Raw genomic sequence first — 16,127 nt, 5'->3', positions numbered from 1 at the left:
TGGGATCTTTGGAGGTGAGCCGCCGTGGCACTCTCGATTTCGGCGGTGGTGCTGCTGGCGATCATCGTCTTCCTGCTGATCAAGAAGTCAGGGCTGAAGGGCGGCCATGCCGTCGTCTGCATCCTGCTCGGCTTCTATCTCGCCTCCTCGACCATCGCGCCCACGATCAGAGAGCTGACGACCAACGTCGCCGGCATGATCGGCAGCATCAAGTTCTGACGGGCCGGTGTCGCCGGGAGGCGGTGCGGTGACCTCGTAGGGTGGTGCCATGACGGAACTGCCCGCGCGGCGTCTGCTGCTGGTGCACGCGCACCCGGACGACGAGTCGATCAACAACGGCGCGACCATGGCCAGGTACGCGGCCGAGGGCGTGCACGTGACCCTGGTCACCTGCACCCTGGGCGAGCGCGGCGAGGTCATCCCGCCGCCGCTGCGGCATCTGACGGGCGCCGCGCTGGGCACGCACCGGCGCGGCGAGCTGGGCGCGGCCCTCGCCGCGCTCGGCGTCACCGACGGCCGGCTGCTCGGCGGCGCCGGGCGCTACGGCGACTCCGGGATGACCGGCACGGCCGACAACGACGACCCCGGCTGTTTCTGGCAGGCCGACGTGGACGAGGCCGCCGGCCACCTCGCCGACGTGATCCTCCAGGTCCGCCCGCAGGTCCTCGTGACCTACGACGACAACGGCGGCTACGGCCACCCGGACCACGTCCAGGCCCACCGCGTCGCCATGCGCGCCGTCGACCTCGCGGCCGGGCGCGGCCACCGCGTCGCCAAGGTCTACTGGAACCGCGTCCCGCGCTCCGTCGCCGAGGCCGCCTTCGCCCGCCTCCAGGACGAGCTGGACACCCTGCCGTTCGACAAGAGCGCTGCCGTGGCCGACGTGCCCGGCGTGGTCGACGACGAGCGGATCACCACCGCGGTCGACGGCACCGCGTACGCCGCCGCCAAGGCCGCCGCGATGCGCGCCCACGCCACCCAGGTCGAGGTCGCCGAGCCGTACTTCGCGCTCTCCAACGCCCTCGCCCAGCCCCTGTTCACCACCGAGTACTACGAATTGGTGCGCGGCACGGGCGAGCGCGGCGAGACCGACCTCTTCGCGGGCGTCGAGACCGCCGGCGGCGAGGAGGCGTCATGAGCGCCGGCGGACCGGGCTCGCCGCTCGCCCGGCCGCTGCGCCCGCCCACGCCCGGCCGGGCCGCCGCCCTCACCGGCCTGTTCCTGCTCGGCGCGGTCGTGGCCGTGGCCGGCGCCCTGCTGCAAGGCGCCTGGTTCCCCGGCGGGCTGCTGCTCGCCCTCGCCGGCGCCGCCGGCCTCTTCCTCGGCGGCGCGTACGCCACCCGCGGCCGTGGCGGCGCGGTCGCGCCGGCCGCGGGCTGGATCGTCGCCGTCGTGCTGCTCACCACCGCGCGCCCGGAAGGCGACTTCCTGTTCGGCGCGGGCGCCGGCTCCTATCTCTTCCTGCTCGGCGGCATGGCCGTGGCTGTGATCTGTGCCACCGTCGGCGCCGGACGGCAACCCGGCGGCGGCTCCGCCCGACTTGGCAAGTGACGTACCACTTCGCCGTGCCGCGCACGTGGGAGTCCGGTGTGGGTTTCCTCAGCGGTCATGGGATACGCGTCAGAAGCGGCCAGTATGGTGGTGCGCGCCGCCGAGCCGCCCGAGCAGTCAGGTCGTAAGGGCGGCGGAGCCAACCGGGAGAACCTGCCTTGAGTCGTGAAACTGACACTCCGTCCTCCGGGCCCGACGGGCGCGGCGGAGCCGCGTACCCCTCCGGCACACCGCCGTACGGGACCCCCCTGGCTTCCGACGACGGTACGGGCGCGGGCCGTTCGGGCACGCGGCCGGACGAGAAGAAGACCGAGACCACGCTGACGACCCGGATCCGGATCAACATCCCCGGGTCCCGGCCCATCCCGCCGGTCGTCGTGCGCAAGACCGTCGGGGACGGCGAGGGCGCCGGGGACGAGACGCCCACCGCCGAACCGCGGCACGCCGCCGACCGGACGCCCGCCGCCGACGGCACCGCCGAGGCCCCGGCCGAGGCCGCCGGCCAGGCGGAGGAGAAGACCAGCGACTGGTTCGCGCCCCGCAAGGCCGGCGCCCCCAAGGGCGGCCCGGGCGGCGGCACCAACGGCGCCGGGATCCCCGGCGCCTCCGCCGCCCCGGCCCCTTCCCCGGCGGGCCCCCGTGCGAGTGGTCCGGGTGTGTCCGGCGCGGCCGGTGCCACCGGCGCGCGCCCCGGCGGCCGTCCCGGCGGTGTGGTCGGCTCCATGAGCGTGCCGGGCGTCCGCTCCGGCGGCACGAACGGCAAGGGCCTGCCCGGTGCCACCGGCGGCCCCGTCGCCCCGGGCCACGGCGGCGGCACCGGTTCCTTCGACGTGACCGAGGCGCTGACCGCGGGCCCGCTGGGCGGCGGCTCCCGCCCCGGCCCCGAGTCCGGCGCCCCCGGTGCCGGCGAGTCCCGCCGCGACGATCTGCCGTACTTCTCCGAGGACCGCCCGGCCCACGGCGGCCAGGACGGCGTCGGCGCCGGACCGGCGGGCGGGAACGGACACGACGGCTACGGCGGCCCGGCGGGCGGTGCCCCCGCGCACGGCGGCGCCGGCGACTTCACCGGCCTGGGCGGCCCCGGCGGCGCCAGCGGCTTCAACGGGCCCGGCGGACAGGGCGGCCCCGGCGGGCCGCAGGGCCCGGCCGGTCCCACCGGCGGCCCGGTCACCGGCGACGGCACCCTCGTGCCGCGGCCCGGCGCGGGCAGCCCCGGCGGACGGCCCGGCGAGCCCTTCGACGGCCCCTCGGGCGCCGGCCGCACCGGCCGGGGCGCCCCGCGCAGCGCGCTCACGGACCTCACCGGCCCCGGCGCGGGCCCGGCCGGCCCGGGCGCGCACCCGGGCGGCCGTGGCCCCGGCGGCGGGCTCAGCGACGACACCGCGATCCTCACCCCGCAGAAGCCGGCCCCCGAGCCGGGCACGCCCGGCTACCGCTCCCCGGCCGCGGGCAACGTCTCCGGACAGACCGTCACCAGCGGGATGCCGGTGGTCCCCGGCGCGGGCGGCTCGCCGTTCGACGCCGCCTCGGGCGGCCCGGCGGCGCCCGCCGCGCCCAAGCCGAAGCCCGAGCCGGCCCCGGCGCCCAAGGCGGCCAAGGCGGCCAAGCCGAAGAAGAAGGGCCGCAGCAAGTTCATGCTGCTCGTCGCCGCCGTGGTCGTCGCCGCGGGCGGTGCCTACGGCGCCGGGCTGCTGATGAACCGCACCGACGTGCCCAAGGGCACCACCGTGCTCGGCGTGGACATCGGCGGCGGCACCCGCGACGACGCCGTCAAGAAGCTGGACGACGCCTTCGGCGAGCGGGTCGACAAGCCGCTGAAGCTCGCCGTCGGCGGCAAGACCGTCTCCCTCACCCCGGAGAACGCGGGCCTGCAGTTCGACTACCAGGCCACCGTCAGCGAAGCCGCGCACAGCGACTACAACCCGGTCCACGTCGTCGGCTCCCTCTTCGGGCAGAAACGTGTGGTCGCCCCGGTCATGCCGGTGGACGAGGAGAAGCTGCACGCCGCGCTCCGGCAGGCCGGCGGCGGTTCGGGCGCGGGCTCGGCCGCCGACGGCACCATCGAGTTCAAGTCCGGCAAGGCGGTGCCCGTCTACGGCAAGGCGGGCCGGGCCGTCGACGCCGACCGGTCCACCAAGGCCGTCGAACAGGCCTACCGCGCGCTGGTGGAGACGGGCAGCGCGACCCCGGTCGGCGTGCCGACCACCACCCGGCAGCCGACGGTCTCCAACGCCGAGGTCGACCGGATGATGAAGGAGTTCGCCGAGCCCGCCATGTCGGGACGGGTGTCCGTGCAGACCGACCCGGCCCACTCCGTGCCGTTCAGCCCGCAGAACTCGCTGTGGAAGTTCCTCCGGGTCACCGCGGTCGACGGCAAGCTGGTCGACAAGCCCGACCTGACCGCTCTCAAGGAGCTGTACGGCCAGGCGTTCGACGGGGTGCTCATCACCCGGGGCACCGGCAAGAAGACGCCCGTCACGCCCGAGGACGTCTACGCCGCGCTGCGCCCGGCGCTGATGAGCAGGACCAACCGGGTCGGGGTCATCGACACCGACCCCAGTTAGTCACCGCACCGGGGGCGCCTCCACCGGCGAAGGCGCCCCCGCGCCGTGCCCGTCACCCGATGCCCGTGACATCTGTCATCCGGCACTCGGGACCCACGGCACTGCCCCGGCCCCGGCCCGGGCCGCCAGCATGGGTGCCATGACGACGACAGCGGTACCGGCCGCCACCACCCCGGTGGTCGGCTTCGACCAGGTGACCAAGACGTACGGGAGCGTGCGGGCCGTGGACGGCCTCTCGCTGCGGCTGTACCCGGGCGAGACCGTCGCCCTCCTCGGCCCGAACGGGGCCGGCAAGTCCACCACCCTCGACCTGCTCCTCGGGCTGAAGAGCGCCGACAGCGGCTCGGTCAGCCTGTTCGGCACCAGTCCCCGCGAGGCCATCGTGGCCGGCCGGGTCGGGGCCATGCTGCAGAGCGGCGGGCTGATGGACGGGGTCGGCGTCGCCGAACTGGTCGGGCTGGCCTGCTCCCTGCACCCGCGGCCGTACCCGGTCGCCGACGTGCTGGCGCGCGCGGGCATCACCAAGATCGCCGACCGCAAGGTCGACAAGCTGTCCGGCGGCCAGGCGCAGCGGGTCCGGTTCGCCCTCGCCACCGCCGGCGACAGCGACCTGATCATCCTGGACGAGCCGACCACCGGCATGGACGTCTCCGCCCGCCAGGCGTTCTGGGCCACCATGCGCGAGCAGGCCGACCAGGGCCGTACGGTGCTGTTCGCCACCCACTACCTGGAAGAGGCCGACGCCATCGCCGACCGGGTCCTGGTGCTGCACCGGGGCCGGCTGCTGGCCGACGGCACCGCCGCCGAGATCAAGGCCAGGGCGGGCGCCCGCCGCGTCTCCTTCGACCTGGCCGGAGCGATCGACGACAGCGCCCTGCGCGCCCTGCCGTCCGTCACCCGGATCGACGTCGCGGGCCAGACCGTCCGCATCCAGTCCGCCGACGCCGACGCCACCGTGCACGCCCTGTACGGCCTCGGCCTCTACCCCCGCAACCTCGAAGTCGCCGGCCTCGGTCTGGAGCAGGCGTTCGTGGCCATCACCGCCGCCGAGGAGGCGAAGCAGCAGTGAACAGCCTGATCAGACTGGAACTCATCCGCGTCCTGCGCAACCGCAAGTTCCTGTTCTTCTCCGTGATCTACCCTTCGGCCCTGTTCCTGCTGATCGCGGGCAACGCCGACAGCCACACCGAACTCGACGGCACGGGCCTGACCCTGCCGACATACATGATGGTCTCCATGGCCTCCTTCGGCGCCCTGACCGCCGTCCTGATGGGCAACAGCGAGCGCATCGCCAAGGAGCGCGAGAGCGGGTGGGTACGGCAGCTGCGGCTGACCACGCTGCCCGGGCGCGGCTACGTCCTCGCCAAGACCGCCGCCGCGGCCGTGGTCAGCCTGCCGTCCATCGTGACCGTCTTCGTGGTCGCCGCCGCGGTGAAGGGCGTACGCCTCGACGCCTGGCAGTGGCTCGCCCTCAGCGCCGCCATCTGGGCCGGCAGCCTGGTCTTCGCCGCGCTCGGCGTCGCCCTCGGCTACCTCGCCAGCGGTGACGCGGTCCGCCCGATCACCATGATCACCTACTTCGTGCTGTCCATGCTCGGCGGCCTGTGGATGCCCACCACCACCTTCCCGCGGTGGCTCCAGGACATCGCCGAGTGGCTGCCCACCCACGCGTACGCTGCCCTGGGACGGGCCATCGAACAGAGCCAGGCCCCGCACGCGAAGGACATCGCCGTGCTCGTCGTCTCCTTCGTCCTGTTCGCGGGCGGCGCGGCCTGGCTGTACCGGAAGGACACGCTGAAGGCGTGAACGGCACGACGACGGACGACCGGGACGGCACCACGGCGCGGCACATCCCCCTGGGCCGGCCGCCCACCAGCCGGCGCGACCTGCTGGTCAAGGCGCTGTGGATCGGGGTCTGGCTGGTCTTCCTCAGCTCGCCGGTCGAGGACCTGGCCGGCGGCGGCCACTCCACCGCCGCCACCGTGGCGGGCTCGTGCGGCCTCGCCGTGTTCGTCGCGGTCTACCTGGCGATGGTCTTCCGCAACATGGGCCGGCCGTTCCCGCCCCGTGCCGTGCTCGGCCTGGGCGGGGTCCTCGGCGTGCTCGCCACCGTCCTGGCCTGCACCCTCGGCAGCGCCTGGCTGGGCCTGTTCGTCTACCTGGCGGTCGCCTTCGGCGCCACCCTGCCGCTGCGCGCCGCCTACTGGGCCGTCCCGGCCTCCGCCCTGGTGATGTACCTGATCGGCCTGCGCACCGACGAGAAGCAGGCGCGCGGCCTGGTCGTCCTCGCCCTGCTCATCGGGTTCGCGATGACCGGCGTCGGCCAGCTCGTGCGCACCACCATCGAGCTGCGCAAGGCACGCGCCACCGTGGCCCACCTCGCCGCCAACGAGGAACGCCTGCGCCTCGCCCGCGACCTGCACGACCTGCTCGGCCACTCGCTGTCCCTGATCACGCTGAAGAGCGAGCTGGCCGGCCGGATGCTGCCCGGCCACCCGGAACAGGCGGCCCGGCAGGTCGCCGACATCGAACAGGTCAGCCGGCAGGCCCTGGTCGACGTCCGGGAGGCCGTCACCGGCTACCGGCGGCCCCGGCTGGCCGCCGAACTGGCCGGCGCCCAGGTCGCCCTGGCCGCCGCCGAGGTCGTCGCCGAGGTGCCCGCCGACCCCGACCTCGCCGGCGTCCCCGAGGAGGCCGAGTCCGCCCTCGCCTGGGCGCTGCGCGAGGCGGTCACCAACGTGGTCCGGCACAGCGGTGCCGACCGCTGCGCGGTAGGCCTGCTGCGCCGCGAGACGCTGGACGGGCCGGTGCTGGAACTCACCGTCGAGGACAACGGGAGCGGCGGCTCCGGCAAGGGCCCAGGCAACGGGCTGACCGGCCTGACCGAGCGGCTCGAGAAGGCCGGCGGCACCTTGCGCGCGGGCCGGGTCAAACAGGGGTTCCGGCTGGTCGCCCGCGTGCGGGCCACGCCCGCGCCCGACGTAGGATCCGGGGCATGACGCGCACGATCAGGGTCCTGCTGGCCGAGGACCAGTCGATGGTCCGCGAGGCGCTGGCCGCGCTGCTCGGCCTGGAGGACGACATCGAGGTCGTCGCCCAGGCCGCGCGCGGTGACGAGGTGCTCGCCGCCGTCGGCGCGCACGGCGTGGACGTGGCGCTGCTCGACATCGAGATGCCCGGCTGCACCGGCATCGAGGCCGCAGCCCGGGTGCGCCGCGCGTACCCCGGCGTGAAGCTGGTGGTGCTCACCACCTTCGGCCGGCCCGGCTATCTGCGCAGCGCCATGGAGGCCGGCGCCGACGCCTTCCTCGTCAAGGACGCCCCGGCCGCCCAGCTCGCCGAGGCGATCCGCAAGGTGCTGGCCGGCGAGCGGGTCATCGACCCCACCCTGGCCGCCGCCGCGCTCGCCGACGGCGCCAACCCGCTCACCGAGCGCGAACGCGAGGTGCTGCGCGCGGCGGCCGACGGCTCCACCAACGCCGAACTGGCCCAGGCCCTGCACCTGTCCCAGGGCACCGTCCGCAACTACCTGTCGACGGCCATCCAGAAACTGGCGGCCCGCAACCGGGCCGAGGCGGTGCTGATCGCCCGGGAGAAGGGCTGGCTGTGAACCGCGCGCGGTGAGCGCGCCGGCCGCCTCAGTTGAGCTTGGCCCGCGCGATGCCCGCCTCCCGCCGGATCGTGCGCGCCGCCGACTCGTCCACCACCTCGATCAGATCGGCGTACGTCTCCAGCTCCCGTGCGCCCGCCGTGAACTGCCCGCGCTGCACCAGCAGCTGTCCGCGCTCATAGCGCAGCCGCGCCGGATGCGCGGGGACGAGCAGCGCCAGGTCCACGGCCCGCAGCGCCACGTCCGACCGCTCCGGCCGCGCCGCCGCCCACGCCCGCATGTTGTTCAGCACCCGCTGCACGACCTCCAGCGGCGGCGCCGGCTCCAGCAGCGAGGGGTCCGGCGGCGCGCCCGTGGCGCCCACCACCAGCAGCTCGGCGTCCGTCCCGGTCAGCACCCGGCCGCCCTCGAAGGGATCGGCCAGCACCCGCTCGGCCGCCGGGCCGAACCCGACCACGAAGTGCCCCGGCAGCGCGACCCCGTACACCGGTGCCCCGGCCCGGCGCGCGACCTCCAGCCACACCACCGACAGCAGGATCGGCAGCCCGCGCCGCCGCCGCAGCACCTCGTGCAGCAGGGAGGACTCCAGCCGGTCGTAGTCGCCGGGCGTGCCGTGGAAGCCGTGGCGGTCGCCGAGCAGCCGTCGTACCGCCTCGGCCCACGCGCGCGGGCCGTCCGGCCGGTACGGCAGCTCGCCTGCCAGCCGGTCCAGCTCCGCCTGCGCGGCGTCGAGGCCGGCGTCGTCCAGCGAGCCGTCCGTCTCGGCGCCGATCAGCAGGCACAGCGCCGACAGGTCCGGCCGCTCGGAGCGGGCCTCCTCGGCGAACCGCCGCCGCAGCTCGGCGGAGCGCTCCGGCGGTGGCGGGTACGGGGGCGGCAGGTACGGGTGACGCATGACGGATCGGGCCCTCCCATCGCGGTGCTACGGGCGTTCGCGGGCGGCCGTCTCCTCCGGCGCCCGGTAATGGTGGTAGGCGTGGTGCGGCAGGAAGCCGAGCGCGCGGTAGAGCGCCCGCGCGCCCTCGTTGTCCGCCTCCACCTGGAGCCAGGCCGCCGAGGCGCCCTCGTCCAGCGCGCGCCGGGCCAGCGCGGCCAGCACCTCGGTGGCCAGTCCCTGCCGGCGCCGGACGGGCTCCACCTCGACGGCGGCGAACCCGGCCCACCGCCCGTCCACGGCACACCGCCCGATCGCCGCGGGCGGCTCGCCGTCCCGGGCGCCGGGCACGGCCGCGAACCACACCGACGGCCCGCCGTGCAGCACCCGCAGGGCCGCCTCGCCCACGCCGGCGCGCCGGTACCGGGCGAGCCACGCCTCGTCCGCCGTCCGGGACAGGACCACACCCTCGCCGCCGGCCCGGTCCGCGACCGGCGCCAGCGCCCCGGTCCACAGCTCGGCGGTCACCTCCCGCACCCAGCCGCGCCGCTCCAGCTCCGCGCACAGCAGCTCCTGCGTGCCCTCGGCGCCGGTCGCGGTCTGCACGTAGGCGGGCAGGCCGCGCTCGCCGTACCAGCGTCGTACGGCTTCCAGGGCCGCGTCGAGTCCGGTGCCCGGGTCGCCCAGCGGCAGCACGCTGTTGGCACGCCGGGTGAACCCGGCGGCGGCCCGCAGCTCCCAGGCGCCGAGCCGCTCGCTCTCCACCGGCGGCCAGGACCGCGCGGCGATGCGCGCCAGCTCCGGATAGGAGGCGGCGGGACCCCTGCGGCGCGCCGGTGCGGCGGGAATCACTTTGCCCGCGACCAGCGCGGATTCGGGAATTCCGACACTTTCGCCGTTCCGGCGTGTGATCATGAGCACGCCACCGTCCCAGGATGTGAGAACACCCACCGTGTCAGTGAACTTCTCCGGTCCGGCACCGGGTTCGCCCAACCGCCGTACAGAGACCCGTTTCCCCACGTCAGCGGGGGTGATTCGGACCTCCAGGCGTCCTGTCGCCGAGATTTCCACCGGTCAGTTCACCCCTCCTGTTCGGATCATGCTCCGGAACGGAGATACTAGGGGCGGGCATCGACGACGCCGCGCTCCCGCGCGCCAGGCGGCGGGCCTGAGGAGGCTCGCCAGCGCCCTATCGAGGAGGAACGACAGCGTGACCTACGTCATCGCGCAGCCTTGTGTCGACGTGAAGGACAAGGCGTGCATCGAGGAGTGCCCGGTCGACTGCATCTACGAGGGCCAGCGGTCCTTGTACATCCACCCGGACGAATGCGTCGACTGTGGTGCCTGTGAGCCGGTCTGCCCGGTCGAGGCGATCTTCTACGAGGACGACGTCCCGGAGGAGTGGAAGGACTACTACAAGGCGAACGTCGAGTTCTTCGACGAGCTGGGCTCGCCCGGCGGTGCCAGCAAGCTGGGGCTGATCGAGCGCGACCACCCCTTCGTCGCCGCGCTGCCGCCGCAGGGCGAGTGACCGTCTGAGCGCCAAGCGGCCGCTACCGCGCCGCCTCGGTCCCGTACGGCCCGATCACCCGATCAGCGCCGCACGGGACCGAGGCGTTTGCCGCACCGTACGAAAGTGAGCCACTGATCGTGTCCGCAGTCTCCGACCGTCTCCCGGTCTTCCCCTGGGACAAGCTGGAGCCCTACAAGAAGACGGCCGCCGCGCACCCGGACGGCATCGTCGACCTCTCCGTCGGCACCCCGGTCGACCCGGTGCCCGAGGTGATCCAAAAGGCCCTGGCCGACGCGGCCGACTCGCCGGGCTACCCGACCGTCTGGGGCACCCCCGCCCTGCGCGACGCGATCACGGGCTGGCTGGAGCGCCGGCTGGGCGCCCGCGGGCTCACCCACCGGCATGTGCTGCCGGTCGTCGGCTCCAAGGAACTCGTGGCCTGGCTGCCGACCCAGCTCGGCCTCGGACCCCGCGACAAGGTCGCCTACCCGCGCCTGGCCTATCCCACCTACGAGGTCGGCGCCCGCCTCGCCCGCGCCGCGTACGAGGTCTACGACGACCCGCGCGACCTGGACCCGGCCGGCCTGCGGCTGCTCTGGCTGAACTCCCCGTCCAACCCGACGGGCCGGGTCCTCACCCGGCAGGAGCTGACGGACATCGTCGCCTGGGCCCGCGCCCACGACGTCCTGGTCTTCTCCGACGAGTGCTACCTGGAACTGGGCTGGGAGGCCGACCCGGTCTCGGTGCTGCACCCGGACGTCAACGGCGGTTCCCACGAGGGCATCGTCGCCGTGCACTCCCTGTCCAAGCGGTCCAACCTGGCGGGCTACCGCGCGGCCTTCATCGCCGGCGACCCGGACGTCCTCGGCCCGCTGCTGCAGATCCGCAAGCACGGCGGCATGATGACCTCCGCGCCGACCCAGGCCGCGGTCGTGGCCGCGCTCGGCGACGACACCCATGTGCGGGAGCAGCGCGAGCGCTACGCGGCCCGCCGCGAGGCCCTCCGCTCGGCCCTCCTCGCCCACGGCTTCCGCATCGAGCACAGCGAGGCCAGCCTCTACCTGTGGGCCACCCGCGACGAGTCCTGCTGGACCACGGTCGCCCGCCTGGCCGACCGGGGCATCCTGGTGGCACCGGGCGACTTCTACGGCGAGGCCGGCGCGCACCACGTCCGTGTGGCGTTCACGGCCACGGACGAGCGAGTGCGGGCGGCGGTCGCCCGCCTGACGGCGCGGGCCTGACGGCGCGGCCGGCGGCGGCAACGGCGAACGGGGCCCGGGGAAGTCCCCGGGCCCCGTGGGCGGCCGGCGCGGGTGCCGGCGCGGGTGTCAGCCGAGCGGGGACAGCCCCTTGCCCGGCAGGGACGCCGTCGGCAGCCCGCCCCGGGTGAGGGAGTCCGTCGGCAGCCCGCCCTTCGTGGCGCCGACCGCGGCGTCCCCGAGGACACCTCCCGCGGCCCCGGCCACGTCCCCCGCGGCCTTCTGCGCCACCGGCGCCGTCTTCTTCACGGCACCGCCGCCGGTCTTGCCCGCGGCCGGCACCGCCTGCTCGACCGCCTTGCCGCCCGCGTGGCCCGCGACGGAGGTGACCTGCCGCGCGGCGCTGTCGACGGTGTCGCCGGCGTGCGCCCCGTCCAGCGCGGTCAGCCCGCTCAGGTTGGGGCCGACGTCGGGCAGGTTCGCGGCCGCACCGGCGGAGCCGGCCGCACCGACCCCGGCGGCCGCTCCCGCTGCGACAAGCAGCGCGGCACGGGCGATCCGGCGGGTCAGAGGGAGGGACATGATGCTCCATTCGACGGGAGAGAACGGTGTCAGTCGTCCGAGCCCGTCTCCGGCTCGGACGCCGTGACTACCGCTCGAAGCCCGCGAAGGTTGCGGACGCCCCGGGTAAAGAATGGATAACGCATCGCATTATCAGGTGTGGATAAAAACGGGCAAAGGATGTCCGTGCCCACACCGCGCGGAAACCTTCCGGCCCTTGATTTCCAAGGGTTCCCGCCGGCGGAGGGCCACCCGGCCCGCACGCCCGTCACTCCGCCGGAGCACAACCCGGGGGAGTGACCGGCCGTACTACTGTGCGGCCACGATCCGGACCGCGCCGACGGACCGCTCCGCCCCGGCGGCTCCCTGGGCGGCGACGGGCCGCCACTCGTCGGACTCGCTGCCCACGGTCCACTCCCGCCCCGCGTACACCACCCGCTCGATGCGCAGCGCCGAGGAGTGGGCCACCGCCCAGTGCGCCAGCTGCCAGCCCCGCGCCCGCTCGTCCCGCCCGGTGGCGTCCGTCCTCGCGCCCTCGGGCACCGGAACCGTCACCGTCCGCCCGCGCGCGGTCGCGCGCACGCTCGGCGACGGGGACGGCGACGGCACGGGCGTGCCGCCCACCACCGCGCCGGTCTCCTGCAGCGCGTCCCGCCCGAAGTCCCGTACCAGCGCGGCCCGTACCGCGTCCGGACCGGTCTGCGGCGCGGTGTGCTGCGGGCGTCCGTCACAGGTCAGCGTGGCCGGCGCGCGCCCGGTCAGGGCCGCCGCCAGCAGCGTGGCGTCCGGCTCGTGCTTGGCGTACGCCTCCGGGTAGCCGCTGCGCTGCACCCGCTGCGCGGCCACCGTCAGCGGCAGATCCGTGTAGTGCGGCACCTCGGCGAGGTGCGCGTAGAAGATGCCGGCCGCGTACGCCGGGTCCATGATCTGCCGCTCGCTGCCCCACCCCTGGGAGGGCCGCTGCTGGAACAGACCGAGTGAATCCCGGTCGCCGTGCCGGATGTTGCGCAGCCCGGACTCCTGGAGGGCGGTCGCCAGCGCGATGGTCACGGCCCGCTCCGGCATCCCGCGCCCGGTGCCCACGGCCGCGATCGTGGCCGCGTTCTCCGCCTGCTCGGGCGTGAACTCGTAGGACGCCCCGTCACCGTCGGCGGAGGCCACTGCGCAGCCGCGCGCACCGCCGCCTCCGGTGATGTACTGCACCACGAGGTACGCGGCGACACCGCACAGGACCAACAGGGCCGCGGTGAAACGGAACAGGCGACCGCGGCGCTTCGAAGAGGTGGGGGACGGCTCTGGCACGCGTACAAGGTACTGGAGCCCGGCCGGTGTTCCGTGTGGGGTCCGCGCGCTCGGCCCGCCGGTGTTCCGGCAGGTGGCGCGCTAGGGTCGGGGCCATGCCCGACACCTCCCTTGACCTCACGCTGGACGCCGCCACGCTCACCGCGCGGCTCGTGGACTTCCCGTCCGTCAGCGGCACCGAGAAGCCGCTCGCCGACGCGATCGAGACCGCCCTGCGGGCCCTGCCGCACCTGACCGTGGACCGGTACGGCAACAACGTGATCGCCCGCACGGACCTGGGCCGCGCCGAGCGCGTCGTCCTGGCCGGCCACATCGACACCGTCCCCATCGCGGACAACGTGCCCTCCCGGCTCGACGGCGACGGCGTCCTGTGGGGCTGCGGCACCTGCGACATGAAGTCGGGCGTGGCGGTGCAGCTGCGCATCGCGGCCACCGTCCCCGCCCCCAACCGCGACCTGACCTTCGTGTTCTACGACAACGAGGAGGTCGAGGCCGAGCGCAACGGCCTCAGGCATGTCGCCGAGGCCCACCCGGAGTGGCTGGAGGGCGACTTCGCGGTCCTGTTGGAGCCCACCGACGGCGAGGTGGAGGGCGGCTGCCAGGGCACGCTGCGGATGCTGCTGAGGACCACGGGCGAGCGGGCGCACTCGGCGCGCGGCTGGATGGGCTCCAACGCCGTCCACGCGGCGGCCCCGATCCTGGCCCGCCTGGCGTCCTACGAGCCGCGTCGGCCGGTCATCGACGGCCTGGAGTACCGCGAGGGCCTGAACGCGGTGCGCATCGGCGGCGGAGTGGCCGGGAACGTGATCCCGGACGAGTGCGTGGTGACCGTCAACTTCCGCTACGCCCCCGACCGCACCGAGGAGGAGGCGATCGCGCACGTCCACGAGGTGTTCGCGGACTGCGGCGTGGCGGAGTTCGTCGTCGACGACCACAGCGCAGGCGCGCTCCCGGGCCTGTCCCACCCGGCCGCCGCGGCCTTCATCGAGGCGGTGGGCGGCGTCCCGCGGCCCAAGTTCGGCTGGACGGACGTGTCCCGGTTCTCCGCGCTCGGCGTCCCCGCGGTCAACTACGGCCCCGGCAACCCGCTCCTGGCGCACAAGCGGGACGAGCGGGTGGAGACCGCGAAGATCCTCGCGGGCGAGGAGCGGCTGCGGAACTGGCTCACCGCGTAGGGCCGCCGCCGGTGCCGGGGCCCGCCGGCGCCTGCCGGACACGCCGGGGTCCCCCCTCCGTAACCCGTCTGGATCTAGGCTGAGGACGAACTACCGGCAAGCGGAGGGAGCGCACATGGCTACCGGCAACCCCGAGGGGAAGAAGCAGCCGCCGGACGAGCAGCGGCTCGGACCGGTCCTCCGGCGGCGGGACCAGGTCACCGCCAGCACGACCGACCAGCGGCTGCTGGACGAGCGCGCCCCCAGCGACTGGGTGCACACCGACCCCTGGCGGGTCCTGCGCATCCAGTCGGAGTTCATCGAGGGCTTCGGCACGCTGGCCGAACTTCCGCCCGCCATCAGTGTCTTCGGCTCGGCGCGGACGCCGGCGGACTCGCCGGAGTACGACGCCGGGGTGCGGCTCGGCCGGGGGCTGGTGGAGGCCGGCTTCGCGGTCATCACCGGCGGCGGCCCGGGCGCGATGGAGGCGGCCAACAAGGGCGCGTGCGAGGCGGGCGGCGTCTCGGTAGGCCTCGGCATCGAGCTGCCCTTCGAGCAGGGCCTCAACCCCTACGTCGACATCGGGCTGAACTTCCGCTACTTCTTCGTCCGCAAGATGATGTTCGTGAAGTACGCGCAGGGCTTCGTGGTCCTGCCCGGCGGCCTCGGCACCCTCGACGAACTCTTCGAGGCCCTCACCCTGGTCCAGACCCAGAAGGTCACCCGCTTCCCGATCGTCCTCTTCGGCAGCGAGTACTGGGGCGGCCTGGTCTCCTGGCTGAAGAACACCCTGGTGGCCCAGGGCAAGGCCGCGGAGAAGGACCTCCTGCTGTTCCACGTCACGGACGACGTCGAGGAGGCGGTGGCCCTGGTGTCGAAGGAGGCGGGCCGCTAGCGCGAGGGAGGGCGGAGCGCCCGGGGATCAGGCCAGGCCCCGCCGGGCCACCGCGGGGACGCGGTGGCCGGCGATGGCCGCCACCATGTCCAGCACCTGGCGGGTCTCCGCCACCTCGTGCACCCGGTACACCTGTGCCCCGAGCCACGCGGAGACGGCCGTCGTCGCCAGCGTGCCGATCAGCCGCTCCTTCACCGGCCGGTCCAGACTCTCGCCCACGAAGTCCTTGTTGGACAGCGACACCAGCACCGGCCACCCCGTGGCCACCATCTCGTCCAGCCGGCGCGTCGCCTCCAGGCTGTGCCGGGTGTTCTTCCCGAAGTCGTGCCCGGGATCGATCAGCACCGACTCCCGCGGCACGCCCAGCGCCACCGCCCGCTCGGCCAGCCCGAGGGTCACGCCGAGGATGTCGGCCATGACGTCGTCGTACGTCACCCGGTGCGGCCGGGTCCGCGGCTCGGCCCCGCCCGCGTGCGTGCACACCAGCCCCGCCCCGTACCGCGCCGCGACCTCCGCGAGCCCCGGGTCCACCCCGCCCCACGCGTCGTTCAGCAGATCCGCGCCCGCCTCGCACACCGCCTCGCCGACCTCGGCCCGCCAGGTGTCCACGCTGATGATCACATCGGGGAACCGGCGCCGTACCTCCGCGACGAAGCCCACCGTCCGGCGCGCCTCCTCCTCCGCCGAGACCTCCTCGCCGGGCCCGGCCTTGACCCCGCCGATGTCGACGATCGCGGCGCCCTCGGCCACCGCCTGCTCCACGCGGGCCAGGGCCGGTTCGTCGCGGAACGTGGCTCCTTGGTCGTAGAAGGAATCCGGCGTCCGGTTCACGATCGCCATGATCACCGGCTCGTGCGGCCCGAATTCCCGCTTGCCCAGCCTGAGCATCCGCCCTGCCCTTTCC

Annotated in this window: 17 protein-coding genes; 12 read left to right on the top strand and 5 right to left on the bottom strand. The window is 74.6% G+C overall.

Going from position 1 to position 16,127, the window contains the following annotated elements; translation table 11 throughout:
* Positions 1-24: 24 nt before the first annotated feature.
* The 8 genes from SCK26_RS13590 (at position 25) to SCK26_RS13555 (ending at position 7,725) form a co-directional block, all read left to right on the top strand.
* Positions 25-219: a hypothetical protein gene (locus SCK26_RS13590; protein ID WP_030614868.1), complete on the top strand. Its 195-nt coding sequence runs from the start codon at positions 25-27 to the stop codon at positions 217-219.
* 49 nt (positions 220-268) lie between these two features.
* Positions 269-1,138, top strand: a complete 870-nt coding sequence (gene mshB, locus SCK26_RS13585; protein WP_318201567.1) for an N-acetyl-1-D-myo-inositol-2-amino-2-deoxy-alpha-D-glucopyranoside deacetylase — start codon at positions 269-271, stop codon at positions 1,136-1,138.
* A complete protein-coding gene (locus SCK26_RS13580) occupies positions 1,135-1,551 on the top strand; it encodes a DUF6113 family protein (protein WP_318201566.1) in 417 nt (138 codons plus the stop codon). Before mshB ends, SCK26_RS13580 begins: the two co-directional genes overlap by 4 nt.
* Positions 1,552-1,709: 158 nt before the next feature.
* The gene (locus SCK26_RS13575; RefSeq protein ID WP_318201565.1) at positions 1,710-4,115 is read left to right on the top strand and encodes a hypothetical protein; all 2,406 of its coding nucleotides are present in this window, start codon (positions 1,710-1,712) and stop codon (positions 4,113-4,115) included.
* 139 nt (positions 4,116-4,254) lie between these two features.
* A complete protein-coding gene (locus SCK26_RS13570; RefSeq protein WP_318201564.1) occupies positions 4,255-5,184 on the top strand; it encodes an ABC transporter ATP-binding protein in 930 nt (309 codons plus the stop codon).
* Entirely contained in the window at positions 5,181-5,921 is a 741-nt protein-coding gene (locus SCK26_RS13565; protein WP_318201563.1) for an ABC transporter permease, read from the top strand. The genes SCK26_RS13570 and SCK26_RS13565 overlap by 4 nt, the downstream gene beginning before the upstream one ends.
* Positions 5,918-7,114: a sensor histidine kinase gene (locus tag SCK26_RS13560; protein WP_318201562.1), complete on the top strand. Its 1,197-nt coding sequence runs from the start codon at positions 5,918-5,920 to the stop codon at positions 7,112-7,114. Before SCK26_RS13565 ends, SCK26_RS13560 begins: the two co-directional genes overlap by 4 nt.
* Positions 7,111-7,725, top strand: a complete 615-nt coding sequence (locus tag SCK26_RS13555) for a response regulator transcription factor (protein WP_318201561.1) — start codon at positions 7,111-7,113, stop codon at positions 7,723-7,725. The genes SCK26_RS13560 and SCK26_RS13555 overlap by 4 nt, the downstream gene beginning before the upstream one ends.
* 28 nt (positions 7,726-7,753) lie before the next feature.
* Here the strand turns inward: SCK26_RS13555 and SCK26_RS13550 are convergent, their stop codons facing one another.
* Positions 7,754-8,620 (bottom strand): transglutaminase-like domain-containing protein, encoded by an 867-nt coding sequence (locus SCK26_RS13550; RefSeq protein WP_318201560.1) that lies wholly within the window; start codon positions 8,618-8,620, stop codon positions 7,754-7,756.
* Positions 8,621-8,647: 27 nt separating this feature from the next.
* Positions 8,648-9,670 (bottom strand): GNAT family N-acetyltransferase, encoded by a 1,023-nt coding sequence (locus SCK26_RS13545; protein ID WP_318201559.1) that lies wholly within the window; start codon positions 9,668-9,670, stop codon positions 8,648-8,650.
* A gap of 139 nt (positions 9,671-9,809) precedes the next feature.
* Here SCK26_RS13545 and fdxA point away from each other — a divergent pair, with 139 nt between their 5' ends.
* Together fdxA and SCK26_RS13535 are read left to right on the top strand one after the other, a co-directional pair.
* Positions 9,810-10,130 carry a ferredoxin gene (gene fdxA, locus SCK26_RS13540; protein WP_014674796.1) on the top strand — a complete coding sequence of 107 codons (321 nt, stop codon included), beginning with the start codon at positions 9,810-9,812 and terminating at the stop codon, positions 10,128-10,130.
* Positions 10,131-10,249: 119 nt separating this feature from the next.
* On the top strand, positions 10,250-11,353 hold the full coding sequence (locus SCK26_RS13535) for a bifunctional succinyldiaminopimelate transaminase/glutamate-prephenate aminotransferase (RefSeq protein ID WP_318201558.1): 1,104 nt from the start codon (positions 10,250-10,252) through the stop codon (positions 11,351-11,353).
* A gap of 87 nt (positions 11,354-11,440) precedes the next feature.
* Here the strand turns inward: SCK26_RS13535 and SCK26_RS13530 are convergent, their stop codons facing one another.
* On the bottom strand, positions 11,441-11,893 hold the full coding sequence (locus SCK26_RS13530; protein WP_318201557.1) for an ATP-binding protein: 453 nt from the start codon (positions 11,891-11,893) through the stop codon (positions 11,441-11,443).
* A gap of 288 nt (positions 11,894-12,181) precedes the next feature.
* On the bottom strand, positions 12,182-13,174 hold the full coding sequence (locus tag SCK26_RS13525; protein ID WP_318201556.1) for a heavy metal transporter: 993 nt from the start codon (positions 13,172-13,174) through the stop codon (positions 12,182-12,184).
* 95 nt (positions 13,175-13,269) lie between these two features.
* Between SCK26_RS13525 and dapE the strand changes: the two genes are divergently transcribed.
* The gene (dapE, locus tag SCK26_RS13520) at positions 13,270-14,349 is read left to right on the top strand and encodes a succinyl-diaminopimelate desuccinylase (RefSeq protein ID WP_318201555.1); all 1,080 of its coding nucleotides are present in this window, start codon (positions 13,270-13,272) and stop codon (positions 14,347-14,349) included.
* 115 nt (positions 14,350-14,464) lie between these two features.
* Positions 14,465-15,223, top strand: a complete 759-nt coding sequence (locus SCK26_RS13515; protein WP_318201554.1) for a TIGR00730 family Rossman fold protein — start codon at positions 14,465-14,467, stop codon at positions 15,221-15,223.
* Positions 15,224-15,250: 27 nt separating this feature from the next.
* On the opposite strand, the gene folP is transcribed toward SCK26_RS13515, so the two are convergent.
* The gene (gene folP / locus SCK26_RS13510) at positions 15,251-16,111 is read right to left on the bottom strand and encodes a dihydropteroate synthase (protein WP_318201553.1); all 861 of its coding nucleotides are present in this window, start codon (positions 16,109-16,111) and stop codon (positions 15,251-15,253) included.
* Between the last annotated feature and the right edge of the window lie 16 nt (positions 16,112-16,127).

The organism is Streptomyces sp. SCL15-4, assembly GCF_033366695.1.
In the GTDB taxonomy this organism is placed as follows: Bacteria; Actinomycetota; Actinomycetes; order Streptomycetales; family Streptomycetaceae; genus Streptomyces.
The sequence above is the reverse complement of the archived record's forward strand: the minus strand, read 5'-3'. Positions and strand labels throughout refer to the sequence as shown.